Here is a 14,860-nt window from a genome sequence, read left to right as displayed (position 1 = left end):
GCCGAAATTCTGAGCCTTCCATTCAGCCTTGCAGGTTCCCCGGCTCCCAGATAATCCGTGAGGGTTTTGGTGATACCTACGGTCTTCTAGCCGCCAAGCATTTTTGACGGGCAGCATTCGCGTATCGAGTTGTTATAGAAGAAGTGGGCCTATGGCGTAGCGGCTGCTCGTCCTACCGTCGGCACTCCGCAGGCATACGGAGTAATCCCATCGTGCTATCATTAGGTTTCGAACCCTAGGTTCGCTCGAGGAGCCCGCTCGGGAGGGCGCAGGCGAGATCTGTGCTCTTCAGCCGAATGGACTAATTGCGGAACGACGCCTGCAGAAGGCTGTAAACTTGGTCATCCTCTAGAGGAAGAGGCCGTGGCCGAGTCGGCAATCAGTAACGACCACCATCGCGCTTCTGTTGCGTGAGCCATTCCGATAAGGTCTTTGGTGTTGATGCTGAAGTCCTGCGATTTGATTGGCTCGGCACTGCTTTGACATTGTTCCGGTTACCTTTCTCTGGGCTTTTTCGCAGGAGTTCCGCGGAGCCCGTCTCCACGACTGCCTTTGAAGCAAGGGCTAGTTTCTCGGCAGCCTCCTTTTCGAGACGCAGTTTTTTCAAGCGCGCCATCTTATCGCGCTCTGCTTCTGCTCCAGCGCTGTGGGGTAAAAGCGTCTTTTGGTGAGCAACCTCGGCCGAGACCAACCCGATGATTGTTTTTTCGCCAAGAGCCTTGCAGGCTTCCAACCGGTGCAGTCCCTCGACGAGAACGAAGCGGTGTTCGTCCGGTCGAACGACAATGGGAGCTTGTTGCCCGATTTCCAGAATACTCTCCGCGATTTCTTGAACGAGCTCAGGCTTGAGAGCTTTTTTTCTCTTCACGGGAACGTAAATCTTCTCGATTGGGAAGCTTTCCGGTTTGGGCATAGCTTGTACTCCGTAGTGACTGAGCCCCATCCAAACCGCTCCGCGCCGGTCACAGGATTCTAGGGATGAAGCGCTCTAGCGCCAAGGCAATCTCTTCGAGCCGACCAGGACGGTCATTATATACTCCCTCCGCTAATCGATCGTGCCATCAACTCGGTGGGACTAACGCAAAAAGCCCTGTTATCGGCGCGATCTCCATTCACGCACATCGTTCGAGGCGAAGCACTTAAAGGGCGAATGGCCCGTGTGCGTTGCCGTTTCCTTGTCACGGACTGGCAGACTGCGTCGCAGAGCGGCCAGAGGCGCGGCTTTGGGATCGATCGACATGAAGAAGGGATTATCGACAAGACGCTTATAGAGATCTATACGCGCCTTCAGAACTTTGGCGTGAGAACCGGGAGATATTTCTCGGGCTCAGCAATCGTTCCAGTTCTTCGCTAGAGGCGCCAAATGCCACCTCAAGAACCGCGGACTTCCTCGTTGCTGGTTTTCGCAGTTTGATACTTCCACCTGTTGGATATCGGGATGGAACCACAGGAGCTTTTCTGGGCCGGCAAGCCGTGCCCGCACACACTTTGCGACCAAGATGGACACGTTGCTCGATAAGCGTCCCGTTGCGTGCGAACTGGCCGCAGGATATTGCGGAGAGAGGACCGTAGACGACTTCCTTAAGCGGGTCGGGAAGGATTATCCTCATCCACGTGTGTCAGACGGACACAGACGGCTATGGTTGAGGGACGATTTGGACGCGGCGATAGCGCCGATCATGGTGCCAGGCGACATCGCAGAGGATTTGTGACGTTGCAGCTTCCCCGCCACGTCCGGATTAGGAGACTGAAATCGGGCGTGACGTCGTTTTACTACGAGATTTCGACCAAGTACCGGAACATGAAGTGCCCCGTTCCGAGCGAACCTCTAGAGTCTGATTTCGCGCTTGCCTGCGAGAAGGCAAAGACTCTCAACGGGCAGTTCGACGAATGAGACTACGAATGGGTAATGGGTCTGCTTTGCGACACGCTCACGAAGAGCGGCGACAGAGTTGGATCGAGGTCGATCACGCCGCGCGGTGCGGATAAGCGCACGAACCGCACAAGACGACCGCGCATTCAATCTTGTCGCGGCGAGGATTGGGGTTGCCTTAATGCCGGCTCTGTTTTCCGGGGTCGGTGTTGCGCGCGTACCGATCTCGGATTTCTCGGTATCTCGTACCTTGGTGGTAAGGATGCAACGAAAGCCGAGGAAGCCCACGGAGGCAATCTTCAACTTCCTAAGGGAAAAGGATGTTCGCTACCTCTGATCGATGCAACAATATTGCCCGACCGGCGCATCCGCGAAGCCCCTCTAACGGCCGAACGAAACGGCGAAGACATGCGGGCAAATTTCCGAAATGGAAGTAACCTCAGATAGAGCCATCGTTACATCGAGCTCATTGCGAATAGTCTCAAGGCTTTCGAAACACCGCGCTCCCACCTGTCCGCGACAGCCTGGAAATAGGAGATTTGCTCGATATCCATAGGAAACATCAAGCAAAATTACATGCCGCCGCATGACGGCATCTCGCATTTGAAGTCATCGAGAAAACGAGCCGGAGGGGCGGTGTTCCAGGATCTAGGCCTTCGCTCGCCAGACCGGCGCGTTGGATCAATCGCCTGGCCCGTTAAGTTTTAATACTGCGGCATAGGCGATTAGTCGCGGTGAACCGCATCAGGCAATTTTGACGGGTCATTGTCGGGCTCATCATCCTCGATGACCCGTATTTTCAATTTGCTCATGCGGATTACCCTCGATCCACATTCCGCCGACCGTGCGGGTGTGGATTGCGACCGGCCTCACGGATATGCGCCGCGGCATGAACTCGCTGGCGTTGCAGAAAGCCGGAAAAAGGAGCACACGGCCCGCGCTAACCGAATGCTTTTGGTGCAGAATGACAACTGCTTACATTGTCGAGACGCTGAATTTCATTAGGCGACTTGTTTCGACGACTGACATCAGAGGATTCTCGGGGCAGCACAGAATGTGGTTCAGCCGCTGCATACTAGCGTCCGCCGGATCGACGGCTCGTATCGCAATGCTTCTCCATGTGTGAGCGAACCAGTGTAGCCGCAGCACTTGACGCCGCGGCCGAATAACGTTGGTCGCCGTGAACCAGCATCAACGAAATTGCCCCCTCCGAGAGTAACCAAATGGCACGTGCGAGTTCGTCGGCACGGCGGACACCTGATCGTTCTAGAAGATCCCCGAAGCATCGCTCCAGACGGGCCTTGTGTCGTCGCGCGATAAGGCGGGCCGGGTGACCTGGAAGGTCGGCGAGCTCGATGACCAGACGTGTAAATCCCGACCCCGCCCAGCGGGGTCGATCGGCCCAGACTGCAAGATCGCGAAACAACCCCTCCACGATCGCTTCCGGCGAGCCCGAAAGTTTGTCACCAAACGTTTTGAATGCCTGCAGCGCCAGCTCATGCTGAGCGGTAAGGACATTGGCAAGCAGCTCGTCCTTACTCCTAAAGTGCAGGTACAGGGTACGCTTGGTGAATTTGGCCTCGGTTGCAATATCGTCCATGGTGATCCGACTATAGCCACGCCGACGAAATAGCCGGTAAGCGCTATCGAGGATGCGTTTCCTTGTCTGCTCGTTCGAGCGTGGCATCGTCCGCTCCAAAAAGTATACTCATTAGTGCATTTACCATCGATACGGGCCGGCGTGAAATGATGTCTCGGAAATCTCATTAAGGTTAGGAAAAATGCCGTACGCTTCTTTGACCGTCAGAGGGATCTCGGCACGTCCGGTGGTGCTCAGGCTCAAACGGCCGGTCGTTGCAAGGATCGCGACGATTGCCGACTGGCCAATCGTTCTCATCGATTTGTTGACAGAGGAAGGCATTGTCGGCCGCAGCTATCTGGAGCCCTACGTTGCCAAATCGATGCACTATCTCGTTCCCGCCCTCAATGACCTCGGCTCTTTGCTGAAGGGGCGCCCTGTTTCGCCGGTCGAGCTCTTCGATGCAGCCAGAAAATCTCTCCACTTCGTCGGCTATGAAGGTCAGTCAATGATCGCTGCATCGGGTCTCGATATGGCAGCTTGGGACGCCTTGGCAAAGGCAACCAACTTGCCGCTTTGCGTGCTTCTTGGCGGGTCGCTCGGTCCCGTGAAATCGTACAATAGCAACGGCCTTTGGTTGAGCGAGCCAGCGACGCTCGCCGATCAAGCGCTCGAATTGAGGGACGAGGGCGGCTTCACTGGCCTGAAACTACGATTGGGTCGCGACGACCCGTCCGATGATCTTTCGGCGCTCGAGACCATTCGCAAAGCAGTCGGAGATACGATGCATCTAATGGCAGATTTCAATCAGGGTCTGGATCTCGCAGAGGCCCTGAAACGCTGTCATATGATCGATGATCACGGCCTCGCCTGGATCGAAGAGCCGATCGTCTACGACAACCTTGATGGTTACGCGAAGCTCGCAACCGAACTCCGTACGCCTCTCCAGATCGGCGAGAACTTCTACGGTCCACGTGAGATGCACAAGGCTGTGCAGAAGAACGCGTCCGACCTCGTAATGCCAGATTTCATGCGAATTGGCGGCGTGACCGGTTGGATGCGAGCAGCGGCCATCGCCGGCGCAGCTGGGATACCGGTGTCAACTCACCTTTATCCAGAGATCGCGGCTCAGGTAATGCGCGTCACGGAGACGGCCCATTGGCTTGAGTGGCAGGATTGGGCAGACCCAATTCTGAAGCAGCCCTACAAAATCCAGGATGGACAATTGCATATTCCCGATGTCCCAGGCGTTGGACTCGAATGGGATGAGGACGCCGTCAAACGCTATCTTGTCTAGCTAACGTTCGCGAGCTTGGAGATAGGACACTCATTTAAAAAAGACCGGAATGCCAGTTATGGGATTCCGGTTAGTCCGGGAGGAAACGCCCAACAGGGCATTGCCGCCATTGCTGAATTGTCTCCAATTCAACCCGCGGGCGGCGCGCGGAGTCCTATCGAACGTCTGAGGAGGTCAGTAAGCCGAAGAGGTACCTAGATCAAGCCGGCTCCGCCGCTGTGGACGGAGCGGCAGACTTGCCCGCGATTTTGCAGAGGATCTCCGACAATTCAGCCGGCTTGGCGAAGAACGGAGAATGGCTTCCGGAGATGTGATGTACCGAAGTAGCCTGACCGAGCTTCGTTTCGTCGAGCGCTTGTACCATCATTGCTTGGGCCGCTGGTGGTATCGCGCGATCGCATCCGTGCTGATGTAATGACGATCAACCGTTCCGTATTCTTTACTTCGCAAAGTCGGTCGTCCCGATGCGGGCGGATCCAATCGAGAGCCGTCCTGCAGGACTTGTCCTGCGCTCCGGAGCCGGGGGCCAAAAGGCGGCGAGCGACGTTCGCGATGGAGGTCACCACCGCCTTGGCAAACTCCTGCATCGGATCAAGCGGCGGAGAACGCCGAGCGTCGGATCCGGGGGCTTGCACGTTGGCCGTTTGCGCCATCGGCTCGCGAAGTTCTTCCATCACCAGGCACGCATAGATGTATTCAGCATGGCACATAACGCTGCTCCTTCAGGGCTATGCAAACCTTCGTGCGCGATGTCGGAGCCACTAATTCTGCGTAGTGGGCGTGTATCCTTCTCGGCACTCGTCTCCATGCTCAATCACGTACGATCATTCCTGGTCAGTGATTCAACACTATTTCCATCGTCGCAGCCCGGTCAGGGACTCGCCCCTTCCTCCTGCGAGACCTATGCACCAATAGCGCGCGAATTGCTGCGGTGCCCCGAAATGACACGATGGGCACCACTACCGAACCTTCGGCGCGATCGGCGGCCAGCTGACCCGCGTCTTCGTCGATCGCCGTCTGGCGCGCAGGGGCGAGGCCTCGCGCTGTCCATTCTCGTTGGTACGTCGATCCAGAAACGCCGGCTCGCACCGGTTTTTCTGGATCGATCAGACGCTACAAATATCGCTCAGTTCTTTTGCTCGTCGAGTTTTGCGACGGCCGCTCTGACGAACTCGAAGACATCAGGGGTGACAGGGAATGTTTGCGCCGTTTTCGGATCTGCCCAGGCATCCTGCTGTATATTCCCGAGTTTCTCCTTCACGTCCTGATTGCCGCCAGTGAGGGCTGCGGTCAGCTTTTTCCATCTGCCGGCAAGCGCAAGTGCGGCGGGTGCCGCTGGGTCGGTTCCCAATAGAGACTTTGTCTCTGCAATGAGGCGTCGCCAAGCGGCGCCATCGAAACGCGTCTTAAGCTCTTCCTTGTCGGCTTCGGACAAATGGCTGTCGACAGATGGCGAAATCTTTTTGACCCAGTCCGGGACTTCTCTTGTCATGGCAGTCTCCTTTGTGAGAGCGATCAACTCGTCCGCGGACAGGGATTCGCCAAGCGTCAGCTTGGCCCGAGCTTTTCTAACCAGGCGTAGCGCTTGATCGATGGAGTGCTTACGGTCGAGTAGGACTTCTTCCTGCAAAGCCAAAAGCCTATCGAGATCGACGGTTTGATCATGCAAGATGGCGCCGATTTGAGTGAGCTTAAGGCCAAGACGTTTCAGCAAAATAATTTGATGCAGACGAAGCAACTCATTTGGGCCGTAAACCCGCCAGCCTACAGCCGTTCTCTGTGCCTGCACCAATCCATGATGCTCAAAGACCCGGAGCGCCTTAACGGTGAGACCGAGGAGGCGGGCTGTCTCGCCAGCAGTTCGAAAAAGCGGCGGCACGGTCATGGGCTTCTTTCCGCGGACACCCGCTCTATGGGGGCGGCCCTAAGGTCCGGGTCAAGCGTTGAATGGGCTAATATGGCCGGCGAAGTAGATTCAGAATCTGCCCGGTTTCAGCGACTATCGACAATGATCGGTCGATTTTTTGTTTCATCCGACCACACAGCGCGCTTCGCGCGTCAGCGTCAAAAATACCGTCAACGCCTACCAACCGTCACCAGATGCCCGGCACGAGTCTGTGGCGCGTGCGGCGCGTGTAGTCGGAATAGCCGGATAGCTCCGCCTGGAGCAGGCGATCCTCCAAGCCCGTCCGAACCACCAGCAGCGCGATCGCCAGTGCAGCCGGCAGCAAGCCCCACCAGGAGGCGAGAGCGAGCGGAATTCCGACGAACATTCCTATCGCCGCAGCATAGCCGGGATGGCGAACGAACCTGTATGGCCCGGACGTGATCACCTGCTGGGCGCGCTCCTTCTGGATGCGCACGCCCGGCTCGAAGAATGGATTGACCGCCTGAGCCTAGGTCGTGACCGCGATGCCGCCGATGAGGAGAACATAGCCAATCAGGACGGCCCATAGCGGCACATCCGACCATCCCATCCGGCCGGCGTCGAGCGTAGCGAGAGGGATTTCAGCGATCATGGCCGGGAACAGCACCGCAAGCAGGATCAGGTCCCATTTCTTGGTGCCCGGTTGGAAGCGGCTGCGGACGCGGTAGATCATTGGATTCAGGCGCGCCAGCAGCAGCGCAGATAGGCCGAAGATCGCGACAAGTACCGCGACGAAGATCCAGCCAGGAGCCCCGTCGATTCTGCCTACCGGCAGGAAGACCAACGCCACAAGCGCCAGTGGCGAGCCTATCGCGTAGAGGATCGCCTTGGTGCCCGACATTGGTTTTGGTTCGACAGCGGAAGTCATCGACTGCGGCCTTCTAAATTCTCGCTCGCTACGCAGAACATGGAACCGTTGGCAGCTTCGCAGATGCCGGCAACCGTTTAAGGCGCCGGTCGCTTGCGGAAGAACCACCCGAAATACAGACAGACAAGGAAGAGCACGAAGTGGATCGTGCCGCGCACGGCGCTGAGCTCTGGCGGCTGGACGACACTGGTCCACATCAGCGGGATCGGAATCTTCGCCAAGTAAAAATAGAATTGCATCCCGCTGCTGACGAAGAACGCACCGGCGAGGAATTTGCGGTACTCGCGATATCGCACCGCAACGTAGAGCGTCGGCAACCCTATGACGATGATGGCGGCCACGAGATAGGGAAGCATGGGTCTCCTACGGGCTTGGTGCCGGCGCCGCCCCTTTGCATTTCTGCCGGGGCAGATCTGCCCGCATCAACAAATCTACGGCACGAGGCGCCAGGTGCGCACGAAGTAGTCGTCATATTCCTTCCCGAAATGCTCGTGCAGCAATCGTTCCTCCGAGTGGATCCGCGGGACGAGAGGAATCAAGAGGAGCAGAGAAAGCAGCACACCCACGGCCGAGCGAAAGGCGAGCGCCCAGCCAACAGCTGAGATGAGCATGCCCAAATAGCTTGGATTGCGAACGAGCCCGTAGATGCCCCGCGTTTCAAGCTTGTGTTCGGCCTGGATAGCCACCAACCCGCTGAAACGGTTCTTCAGCACGAAGACCGGAATGAGCCTGAGCGCGCTGCCGGCGACGCAGACAGCGACGCCGAACCAACGTACGGCGTCTCCGTCGATGGTCCAGAAACCAATGCGGTCGGTGCACGCCGAGAGGTAGGCCATCGAGAGCGCGATGACCAGGAACGCGAAGAGGACCCAGCGGTCGCCCGCGCGACCTTGAGATGCCGCCGCTCAAGCCTATCCCCGGGCGCATCAACCGCAATTTCCGCAATTACATGGAGACGTTTCCGTTCTTTGCCGCCGCGATCCTCACTGCTCAGGTCGCAGGCGTTCACAATGAGCTGACACATTGGGGATCGATCGCCTATGTCGGAGGGCGCATCGCTTACACCGCGCTTTATATATCCGCAATACCGCTCATCCGCTCGCTGTTCTGGAATGTCGCCGCCTTTGGCATGCTCGCCGTTCTGGCGGCGCCTTTCGTGCCTCACTGAAGCGAGTTGACGCGTACCACAATGGACTGCGACTTCAACTCCGCACATGAGAGCGTGAACCCGCCGACTTCTACGCCAGCTACGCCCACCGCCCTCTCCCGAGCGGAACAATCGGCTTCGGTTTATCAACCCGCGGCGTCGAGCGCGCCGCGCAAAATCGTCACCGATCGAAACCGCCAAGGCGGACGGCCTCGATCCCGAGGCCTATCTGCAGCACGTCATCCACCGCATCGCCGATCATCCCGGACAACCGCATCGCAGAGCTTCTGCCTTGGAACCTCGAGGGGAGTATCTGCCTCAGGCTTGACCAGAGGGGGCTCGCCGCATAGCCCCATCGCAACGCGTTGAGCGGACGCTTACGATCAGGCGTCTTGAAGATAAATATCCCGACGGAACGCGGCTGGCTCCTGACCAGGCGAGCCGTATCATCTTTAAGTCGCCTCTACTGCTCAGCTTAAGGGGACCGAGCACTCATGACAATCTTTGATCTCGCCGCACTGCTACTCACAATCAGTGCTGCGTTTGCGTTTCTGAATGCAAAGCTGCTGCGCCTGCCAACGGAGATCGGCGTCCTCGTTATGGGACTTGCCGCGTCCTTGTTCCTAATCGGCTTGGAACTCGTGACAGCGCAGACGCAGATAACCCGAGAACTTACTGAGGTGGTGCGACAGATCGATTTTCAGGCGTCGCTGATGAACGGAATGCTCGCCTTCATGCTATTTGCCGGAGCGCTTCATGTCGACTGGAATAAGCTTAAACGCAGAGCTGCTAGCGTTGCGCTCCTGGCTACTGTGGGCGTGCTGATTTCGACGGCGATCGTGGGCGTCGCATTCTGGCTGGCAGCCGGATGGCTGGGCACGCCGATTCCATTGATCTGGGCGTTGGTCTTTGGCGCACTCATCAGTCCAACCGACCCCGTCGCAGTTCTCAGCACCTTGAAGTCAGTTCATGTACCGGAGGACCTGGAAGTCGAGATGAGCGGCGAGGCGCTTCTGAACGATGGCGTCGGTGTCGTTGTCTTTACGATCCTGCTGGCGACGGCGGTCGGACAGCAGGCAGGTGCGTTCGATCCTCTCGACGTCGGTCGACTCTTTTTCGTCGAGGCGCTGGGCGGGGCGATTTTCGGGCTAGTCACCGGCTACATCGCCTATAGGTTGATGCGCCTAATTGACGATTATCGGATCGAGGTTCTGATCTCGTTAGCTGCAGTGATGGGCACGTATTCACTCGCTGGCAAATTCCATCTCAGCGGTCCCATTGCGGTCGTGTGCGCCGGTCTCCTAGTTGGAGAGCGTGGCCCCACTGACGCGATGAGCGAAACCACACAACGTTACCTTTTCGGCTTTTGGTCACTCATTGATGCCATTCTGAATATTGTTTTATTCCTCCTGATTGGTCTCGAGGTACTGGTTCTTCGACCGGATCGTGGATTGACATCTGTAGCATTGTTGGCCGTTCTGATCGTGCTCACCGCACGATGGATATCGGTCGCAGTGCCAATCACGGCGCTACAGCTCAAGATGCCATTTATGAAGGGAACTATCCCGGTGCTCACCTGGGGCGGCGTGCGGGGCGGAATTTCCATCGCGCTCGTCTTGTCGATGCCAGACTTTGAGCAGCGATCAATCATCTTGGCTGCCACTTACGCCGTCGTCGTCTTTTCGGTCGTGATCCAAGGACTCACTTTGGCTTGGCTGGTTCGCGCCGTTGTACCGTCACAACACCAGGGCTAGCCCTAAGCAGGACTGAAACAGACCCTCCTTTATCAACGAAGGAAAGTTGGGAAGCAGGTCACGCGGCGAGCAACTCAACAGTGATAGATTTCCTTTCATCTCGTCGTCACGGCCCGCCACTGAATTGCAGAGCCACTACGCCAAAGCGTCCCTCTACCCAGCAGTTCGACGCCTTCCTTTGGTTCGACGAGACGGCTGCCGTCACGCCGATTGCGCCAGCACACGTAAAGCCCGGCCTGCCTGACACGTATCCATTTGGGCTTTAGGCGTCGGGCATCGCCCGGAAATCGCTGCTTCGAATAGATCCTTTTTGCTACCATCGGTGTCCAACGGTAGTTCACAGCGAGTCGAGTCGGTTGAATGCTTGAGCAAGTGCATGACGCGCTGTGGATCGCCGATGGCGAGAACGTCAGCTTCTATGGCGCTCCCTATCCGACGCGCTCGGTCATCGCCCGACTGGAAAATGGTGATCTGTGGATATGGTCGCCAATCAAGCTGACTCCCGACCTGCGCGCGGGAGTGGACCATCTGGGCGCGGTCCGCCATCTCGTAAGCCCCAACAAGCTCCACCACCTCTACCTGCAGGAGTGGAAGGTAGCCTATCCCGAGGCGGCATTGTGGGGGCCACAATCAACTATCAAGAAGCGCCGCGACCTCGTCTTCCGCGAAGCGCTGAAAGACAGCCCACCGCCCGAATGGCTTCCCGATATCGACCAGGCGTGGTTCCACGGCTCGTTCGCGATGGACGAGATCGTATTCCTTCACCGGCCATCCGGAACGGCCATCGTGGCCGATCTGATCCAGATCTTCAGCGATCGTTTTCTGCGGGAGCATTGGGGTTGGTGGCGCTTCCTGGCGCGCCTCGACGGTCTCACCCAGGACCAGGCCTGCGCGCCACTCGAATGGCGACTATCTTTCATCAACCGCGCGCCGGCGCGGCGGGCGCGAGCGAAGGTGCTCAACTGGGATTGTCAGCGCGTCATCGTGGCTCACGGTGAGTGGGTGCGCGCCGGCGGGCACAAACTTCTTGAGAAGTCATTTCGCTGGCTCGGCGCTTGATCGGATGGCCGTTACGTCCGCACTTCGATGATAGATTGGTTTTGAGCAGACGCCAGCCTGTTGCCAGCACGGTAGCGTCGGAGTCCGCGAGCGTAGCCGCTCGCGGGCAGCGACATGATTGTCCAGCGTTTGAGATCAATCGGAATCAATCGAAGGAGTGAACTACGCCGCAGTACTCTATGGTACGCTGCGCAACTGGCGATCCAAGAGGATCGGCCCCCCATTCATCAAAATCGGCAAAGCCGTCTTATATCCGATTGAGGAGTTAGACCGATGGGATCGTTCAAATCTGATTTCTTGTCGGCGCATATCAATTGCACCCTTCTGCGCAGATGGCATCGAGGGTCAAGCGGATTGAATCGACAAGGCTGGCCTCGATTGCATGACAGATGCGGTTTGCACATCATCGGTCAAAGTCAGCGCTTGTTCCGATCTATGCTCACTGCGATGAGGCTTGACCGGAGCGGAATTCGTGCATGACCATGTGATTGTGAGCGCTCGCGGGAGCGTGCAGGTTACGTCGGGATTGGCATGGAACGTCGTAAGTTACAGATACCAGTTACCGGCACCACCTCGCTCGGCGAGAAATATAAGTTGCTGAAATATAATACACTTTTTCCATCTCGCCGCTTGATCCACAAAGATCCCACTCGATACCCCACGTGCACGTTTGGTCACTGCTGATCCCGCGACCGCGATGACCTGCACCTGAACCCGCGACATCGCGAAATACAATGGCGGCGCTGTGCAACGGCTGATCGCGGCCGCGCAAGAATACCTTATCTTTTCGTGATCCGAATGCCCGCAGTATGGAGCTAGGTCGGTTCGGTTCTGTCGCTGCTATCGAACGAGGAGCGCGCGCGGGCGGTTTCGTGCCAGGCTTGGGCGACGCGGATCAACCGCTGCGGCTCCAGGCCTTCGGCTACGACGGCCTGTCTCATGGCCGCTTTCCTCGCTCTGGGATCGTAGTCATGCTGCATCGGACGAAATGTAGACGCGGAGCGTAAACATTCATCGGACCGACCGCTCCGTAGAATTCCTTCCCTCGCAATCATCTGTCAGGTTTTAGGCTTCCGTCCCGCTTCGTGATCCAACTTTGCCTCGCGAGCCAATCGCTCTGCCTTCAGTCGCTCGCGGTTCGCATGGAACGCCTGTTGGGCGCGCTCATATTCGGACATCGCGACTTTGGCGACCGCTTCCTTAAAGGCCTTTCGTGCTTCACGTTCGGCCGCGCTGGGCATCCTCCGCTCGGATATGTGATTGCTCATTTTACTCTCCTGGGCTCAATGGTCCCATCGCTCAGCAGAGAGCGCACAAGGACCGCCAACCAGGTTTTTCCTCCGGCTTGCGCTCTGGGTGTGTGTGCCAGAGGGACGGATTCGACGCCTGACGAACCCGTCGGTTCCAATCTGTCTTGGCGCCCCTGATCGATCCAATGGCCCCATTTGTTAATGCAGGATGGCGCGCCCATCGCAAACGCCGAAGGGTCCGGCTGTCGCTGCCGACGTAGCCAAACGCCTTGCCGACGATGAAGCACGACGCGGAGAAGCAGCTTGATCGTTTCGTTGATGCCGAGCCAGGTCTCCGCCTGTCAGTCATCAGCCGTCGATCAGGGTACCGACAAGGTTCAGGAGCGCTTGGTGTTCTGGACCATTGGCTCCATCCCGGAGGAATTTACCTACGGCCGTGTAGGATATCTGTCCACCAGAGCCAAGGTTCGGCTGATGCTTCACGACAGGCATATTGGAAGCCGGGTCGCGGACCAGAGACCAGGAATCGCCGTTGCTGCTTTCGTATAGAACTCGCTCCGTCATGTAGAGCTAATCTGGCTGGCGGTGTTAGGTTCCTGTGCAAGGCCAGCCGCAGAGTGCGACAAGGCGGAGGCGTCCAAGCTCATTGACGAGATGCGCAAGAAGGCGGGCGCCTCGGTGGCGATTACGAGCCTGACGCCCAGGCGGGGTACTGGAAAAGGTCGGTGCTGAGCGCATATTCGCGGCATGGAGACAAATGTCCGTTGCAGTTGCGGCGCGGAATATAAACGCACTGAAGAAAAGTTCTTGGTACCGCACACCGGTGAGGCGACCTGTGCGGTCTGCGGTGCCGTGCTGGAGTCGTGGTCGGAAAATACCCATGTTCCCTCATTTGAACTTATGAAGCGCCCAAATGGGAAGCCCGTATGACCCATCCCAAACGCTCCAGAGGCGACAACAGCGGCCGTGACTAGTCGCCTTGTCACGGTGTTCGGTGGAACCGGGTTTCTTGGCCGCCGCGTTGTTCGACACCTTCTCCGGGCGCGCGAGTTTTCCGTTCGGATTGCATCAAGGCATCCTGAACGAGGCAGGCAGCTGCTTGACGATAGCGATCCGCGCCTCCAATTGGTGGAAGTCAATCTTCGCGACGACGGTTCGATAGCCGATGCACTTGATGGCGCGTACGGTGCGGTGAATGCGGTCAGTCTGTATGTCGAACACGGACAGGAGACTTTTCACTCCGTGCATGTGGAATCTGCCCAGCGATTGGCAACTCAGGCACATCGAACTCGCGTCAAACGGCTCGTCCACGTTTCGGGAATCGGCTCAGATGCCGCTTCACCTTCCCTGTAGGTACCGAAAACCTAAACCCGGACGTAGTGGTGGTGGAGTCCGCCGAGGATGGGGGCCGATTTGATGCTTCCGGTCCGCTGAACCCGGCGGGCAACCGGCGCGTCTTTGTCCAACGAGCGGTGCGTTCGGATATCGTTGTAGTAGCGAGCATAATCTCGCAGGATTCGGCGCAGATGCGCCTCGCCCAAGACGACGAAATGATCCAAGCACTTGCGGCGGATCGATCCGATCAACCGTTCGGCAAAGCTGTTCTGCCACGGCGAGGCTGGTGCAGTAGGCTTGTCGCGGATGCCCATGGCGCGCAATCGCCGCGTGACGATGGTGCCATAGATACGGTCACGATCGCGAATGAGGTATTTTGGGGCCTGATCCCAAGGAAAGGCTTGCGTGATTTGATGTGCCACCCATTCGGCGGTCGGATTCTTTGTGACGTTGATCCAGGCCAGGTTTCTGCGGTCTAGGGTCTGTTGGGATTCATCGGGAGTTTATCACGGCCGCGACCAGATGGATCATGGAGGCGAAGCTTTGATCGGTCTTTTCGGCGCGCATGGCGATGCGTTTGAACTCCTTGAGCTTGCCGAAGAAGTTCTCGATGAGATGCCGCCATTTGTACATCTCCTCGTCGATGGTGAGAGGCTTGGCGCGGCGCGGATGCTGGGAGATGACGACCTTGGCGCCGCGCGCATCGAGTTCGGCGATGATGGCGTTGCTGTCGAACGCCTTGTCGGCGATCAGCGCGTCGAAGGCCAATCC

Annotated in this window: 18 protein-coding genes and 1 pseudogene; 8 read left to right on the top strand and 11 right to left on the bottom strand. The window is 57.7% G+C overall.

From position 1 onward, the window contains the following. Positions 1–379: 379 nt before the first annotated feature. Positions 380–913: a ParB N-terminal domain-containing protein gene (locus tag J6497_RS15440; RefSeq protein WP_225705119.1), complete on the bottom strand. Its 534-nt coding sequence runs from the start codon at positions 911–913 to the stop codon at positions 380–382. 2,035 nt (positions 914–2,948) lie between these two features. Further along, positions 2,949–3,560 carry a TetR/AcrR family transcriptional regulator gene (locus J6497_RS15435; protein ID WP_225705118.1) on the bottom strand — a complete coding sequence of 204 codons (612 nt, stop codon included), beginning with the start codon at positions 3,558–3,560 and terminating at the stop codon, positions 2,949–2,951. Between the two features lie 94 nt (positions 3,561–3,654). On the opposite strand from J6497_RS15435, the gene J6497_RS15430 reads away from it, so the two are divergent. Further along, positions 3,655–4,749 (top strand): enolase C-terminal domain-like protein, encoded by a 1,095-nt coding sequence (locus J6497_RS15430; RefSeq protein WP_225705117.1) that lies wholly within the window; start codon positions 3,655–3,657, stop codon positions 4,747–4,749. 1,126 nt (positions 4,750–5,875) lie between these two features. On the opposite strand, the gene J6497_RS15425 is transcribed toward J6497_RS15430, so the two are convergent. The 5 genes from J6497_RS15425 to J6497_RS15405 form a co-directional block, all read right to left on the bottom strand. Continuing rightward, on the bottom strand, positions 5,876–6,634 hold the full coding sequence (locus tag J6497_RS15425; RefSeq protein WP_225705116.1) for a MerR family transcriptional regulator: 759 nt from the start codon (positions 6,632–6,634) through the stop codon (positions 5,876–5,878). 208 nt (positions 6,635–6,842) lie between these two features. Further along, positions 6,843–7,112 carry a methyltransferase family protein gene (locus J6497_RS15420; RefSeq protein WP_225705115.1) on the bottom strand — a complete coding sequence of 90 codons (270 nt, stop codon included), beginning with the start codon at positions 7,110–7,112 and terminating at the stop codon, positions 6,843–6,845. A 33-nt stretch (positions 7,113–7,145) separates the two neighbouring features. Then, positions 7,146–7,544, bottom strand: coding sequence for a hypothetical protein (locus J6497_RS15415; RefSeq protein ID WP_225705114.1), 399 nt, complete (start codon positions 7,542–7,544; stop codon positions 7,146–7,148). A 77-nt stretch (positions 7,545–7,621) separates the two neighbouring features. Continuing rightward, positions 7,622–7,900 (bottom strand): hypothetical protein, encoded by a 279-nt coding sequence (locus J6497_RS15410; RefSeq protein WP_225705113.1) that lies wholly within the window; start codon positions 7,898–7,900, stop codon positions 7,622–7,624. Positions 7,901–7,975: 75 nt separating this feature from the next. Then, positions 7,976–8,380 (bottom strand): methyltransferase family protein, encoded by a 405-nt coding sequence (locus tag J6497_RS15405; RefSeq protein ID WP_225705112.1) that lies wholly within the window; start codon positions 8,378–8,380, stop codon positions 7,976–7,978. Between the two features lie 59 nt (positions 8,381–8,439). Here J6497_RS15405 and J6497_RS15400 point away from each other — a divergent pair, with 59 nt between their 5' ends. The 5 genes and pseudogenes from J6497_RS15400 to J6497_RS15375 all read left to right on the top strand — a co-directional run bounded on the left by J6497_RS15400 (position 8,440) and on the right by J6497_RS15375 (position 11,862). Beyond that, entirely contained in the window at positions 8,440–8,712 is a 273-nt protein-coding gene (locus J6497_RS15400) for an MAPEG family protein (RefSeq protein WP_225705111.1), read from the top strand. A 166-nt stretch (positions 8,713–8,878) separates the two neighbouring features. Next, positions 8,879–9,041 (top strand): annotated as a pseudogene (locus J6497_RS15395) (transposase domain-containing protein); the annotation flags it as partial. A 144-nt stretch (positions 9,042–9,185) separates the two neighbouring features. Then, positions 9,186–10,445, top strand: coding sequence for a cation:proton antiporter (locus J6497_RS15390; RefSeq protein WP_225705110.1), 1,260 nt, complete (start codon positions 9,186–9,188; stop codon positions 10,443–10,445). Positions 10,446–10,805: 360 nt separating this feature from the next. Beyond that, positions 10,806–11,504: a DUF4336 domain-containing protein gene (locus J6497_RS15380; protein WP_225705109.1), complete on the top strand. Its 699-nt coding sequence runs from the start codon at positions 10,806–10,808 to the stop codon at positions 11,502–11,504. Positions 11,505–11,652: 148 nt separating this feature from the next. Next, entirely contained in the window at positions 11,653–11,862 is a 210-nt protein-coding gene (locus J6497_RS15375) for a helix-turn-helix domain-containing protein (RefSeq protein WP_225705237.1), read from the top strand. Positions 11,863–12,319: 457 nt separating this feature from the next. Here J6497_RS15375 and J6497_RS41245 read toward each other — a convergent pair whose 3' ends face one another. Then, positions 12,320–12,445 carry a hypothetical protein gene (locus tag J6497_RS41245; protein WP_283844531.1) on the bottom strand — a complete coding sequence of 42 codons (126 nt, stop codon included), beginning with the start codon at positions 12,443–12,445 and terminating at the stop codon, positions 12,320–12,322. Between the two features lie 117 nt (positions 12,446–12,562). After that, positions 12,563–12,745, bottom strand: a complete 183-nt coding sequence (locus J6497_RS15370; protein ID WP_225705108.1) for a hypothetical protein — start codon at positions 12,743–12,745, stop codon at positions 12,563–12,565. A 312-nt stretch (positions 12,746–13,057) separates the two neighbouring features. On the opposite strand from J6497_RS15370, the gene J6497_RS15365 reads away from it, so the two are divergent. Beyond that, complete coding sequence (locus J6497_RS15365; RefSeq protein WP_225705107.1) at positions 13,058–13,303, top strand: hypothetical protein; 246 nt, start codon at positions 13,058–13,060, stop codon at positions 13,301–13,303. A gap of 417 nt (positions 13,304–13,720) precedes the next feature. Further along, positions 13,721–14,107 carry an NAD(P)H-binding protein gene (locus tag J6497_RS15360; RefSeq protein WP_225705106.1) on the top strand — a complete coding sequence of 129 codons (387 nt, stop codon included), beginning with the start codon at positions 13,721–13,723 and terminating at the stop codon, positions 14,105–14,107. 11 nt (positions 14,108–14,118) lie between these two features. On the opposite strand, the gene J6497_RS15355 is transcribed toward J6497_RS15360, so the two are convergent. Together J6497_RS15355 and J6497_RS15350 are read right to left on the bottom strand one after the other, a co-directional pair. Continuing rightward, complete coding sequence (locus J6497_RS15355) at positions 14,119–14,403, bottom strand: integrase core domain-containing protein (RefSeq protein ID WP_225705105.1); 285 nt, start codon at positions 14,401–14,403, stop codon at positions 14,119–14,121. 178 nt (positions 14,404–14,581) lie between these two features. Further along, the coding region (locus J6497_RS15350; RefSeq protein ID WP_225705104.1) for a transposase at positions 14,582–14,860 on the bottom strand (279 nt) is incomplete at its 5' end.

This window comes from Bradyrhizobium cenepequi, assembly GCF_020329485.1.
Taxonomy (GTDB): Bacteria; Pseudomonadota; Alphaproteobacteria; order Rhizobiales; family Xanthobacteraceae; genus Bradyrhizobium; species Bradyrhizobium cenepequi.
The sequence above is the reverse complement of the archived record's forward strand: the minus strand, read 5'-3'. Positions and strand labels throughout refer to the sequence as shown.

Coding starts and splice junctions, on each gene's coding strand:
- J6497_RS41245 (WP_283844531.1), bottom strand. CDS start 12,445: ATGAGACAGGCCGTCGTAGCCGAAGGCCTGGAGCCGCAGCGGTTGATC.
- J6497_RS15355 (WP_225705105.1), bottom strand. CDS start 14,403: ATGGGCATCCGCGACAAGCCTACTGCACCAGCCTCGCCGTGGCAGAAC.
- J6497_RS15430 (WP_225705117.1), top strand. CDS start 3,655: ATGCCGTACGCTTCTTTGACCGTCAGAGGGATCTCGGCACGTCCGGTG.
- J6497_RS15425 (WP_225705116.1), bottom strand. CDS start 6,634: ATGACCGTGCCGCCGCTTTTTCGAACTGCTGGCGAGACAGCCCGCCTC.
- J6497_RS15400 (WP_225705111.1), top strand. CDS start 8,440: ATGCCGCCGCTCAAGCCTATCCCCGGGCGCATCAACCGCAATTTCCGC.
- J6497_RS15370 (WP_225705108.1), bottom strand. CDS start 12,745: ATGCCCAGCGCGGCCGAACGTGAAGCACGAAAGGCCTTTAAGGAAGCG.
- J6497_RS15440 (WP_225705119.1), bottom strand. CDS start 913: ATGCCCAAACCGGAAAGCTTCCCAATCGAGAAGATTTACGTTCCCGTG.
- J6497_RS15435 (WP_225705118.1), bottom strand. CDS start 3,560: ATGCCACGCTCGAACGAGCAGACAAGGAAACGCATCCTCGATAGCGCT.
- J6497_RS15415 (WP_225705114.1), bottom strand. CDS start 7,544: ATGACTTCCGCTGTCGAACCAAAACCAATGTCGGGCACCAAGGCGATC.
- J6497_RS15380 (WP_225705109.1), top strand. CDS start 10,806: ATGCTTGAGCAAGTGCATGACGCGCTGTGGATCGCCGATGGCGAGAAC.
- J6497_RS15410 (WP_225705113.1), bottom strand. CDS start 7,900: ATGCTTCCCTATCTCGTGGCCGCCATCATCGTCATAGGGTTGCCGACG.
- J6497_RS15405 (WP_225705112.1), bottom strand. CDS start 8,380: ATGGCCTACCTCTCGGCGTGCACCGACCGCATTGGTTTCTGGACCATC.
- J6497_RS15390 (WP_225705110.1), top strand. CDS start 9,186: ATGACAATCTTTGATCTCGCCGCACTGCTACTCACAATCAGTGCTGCG.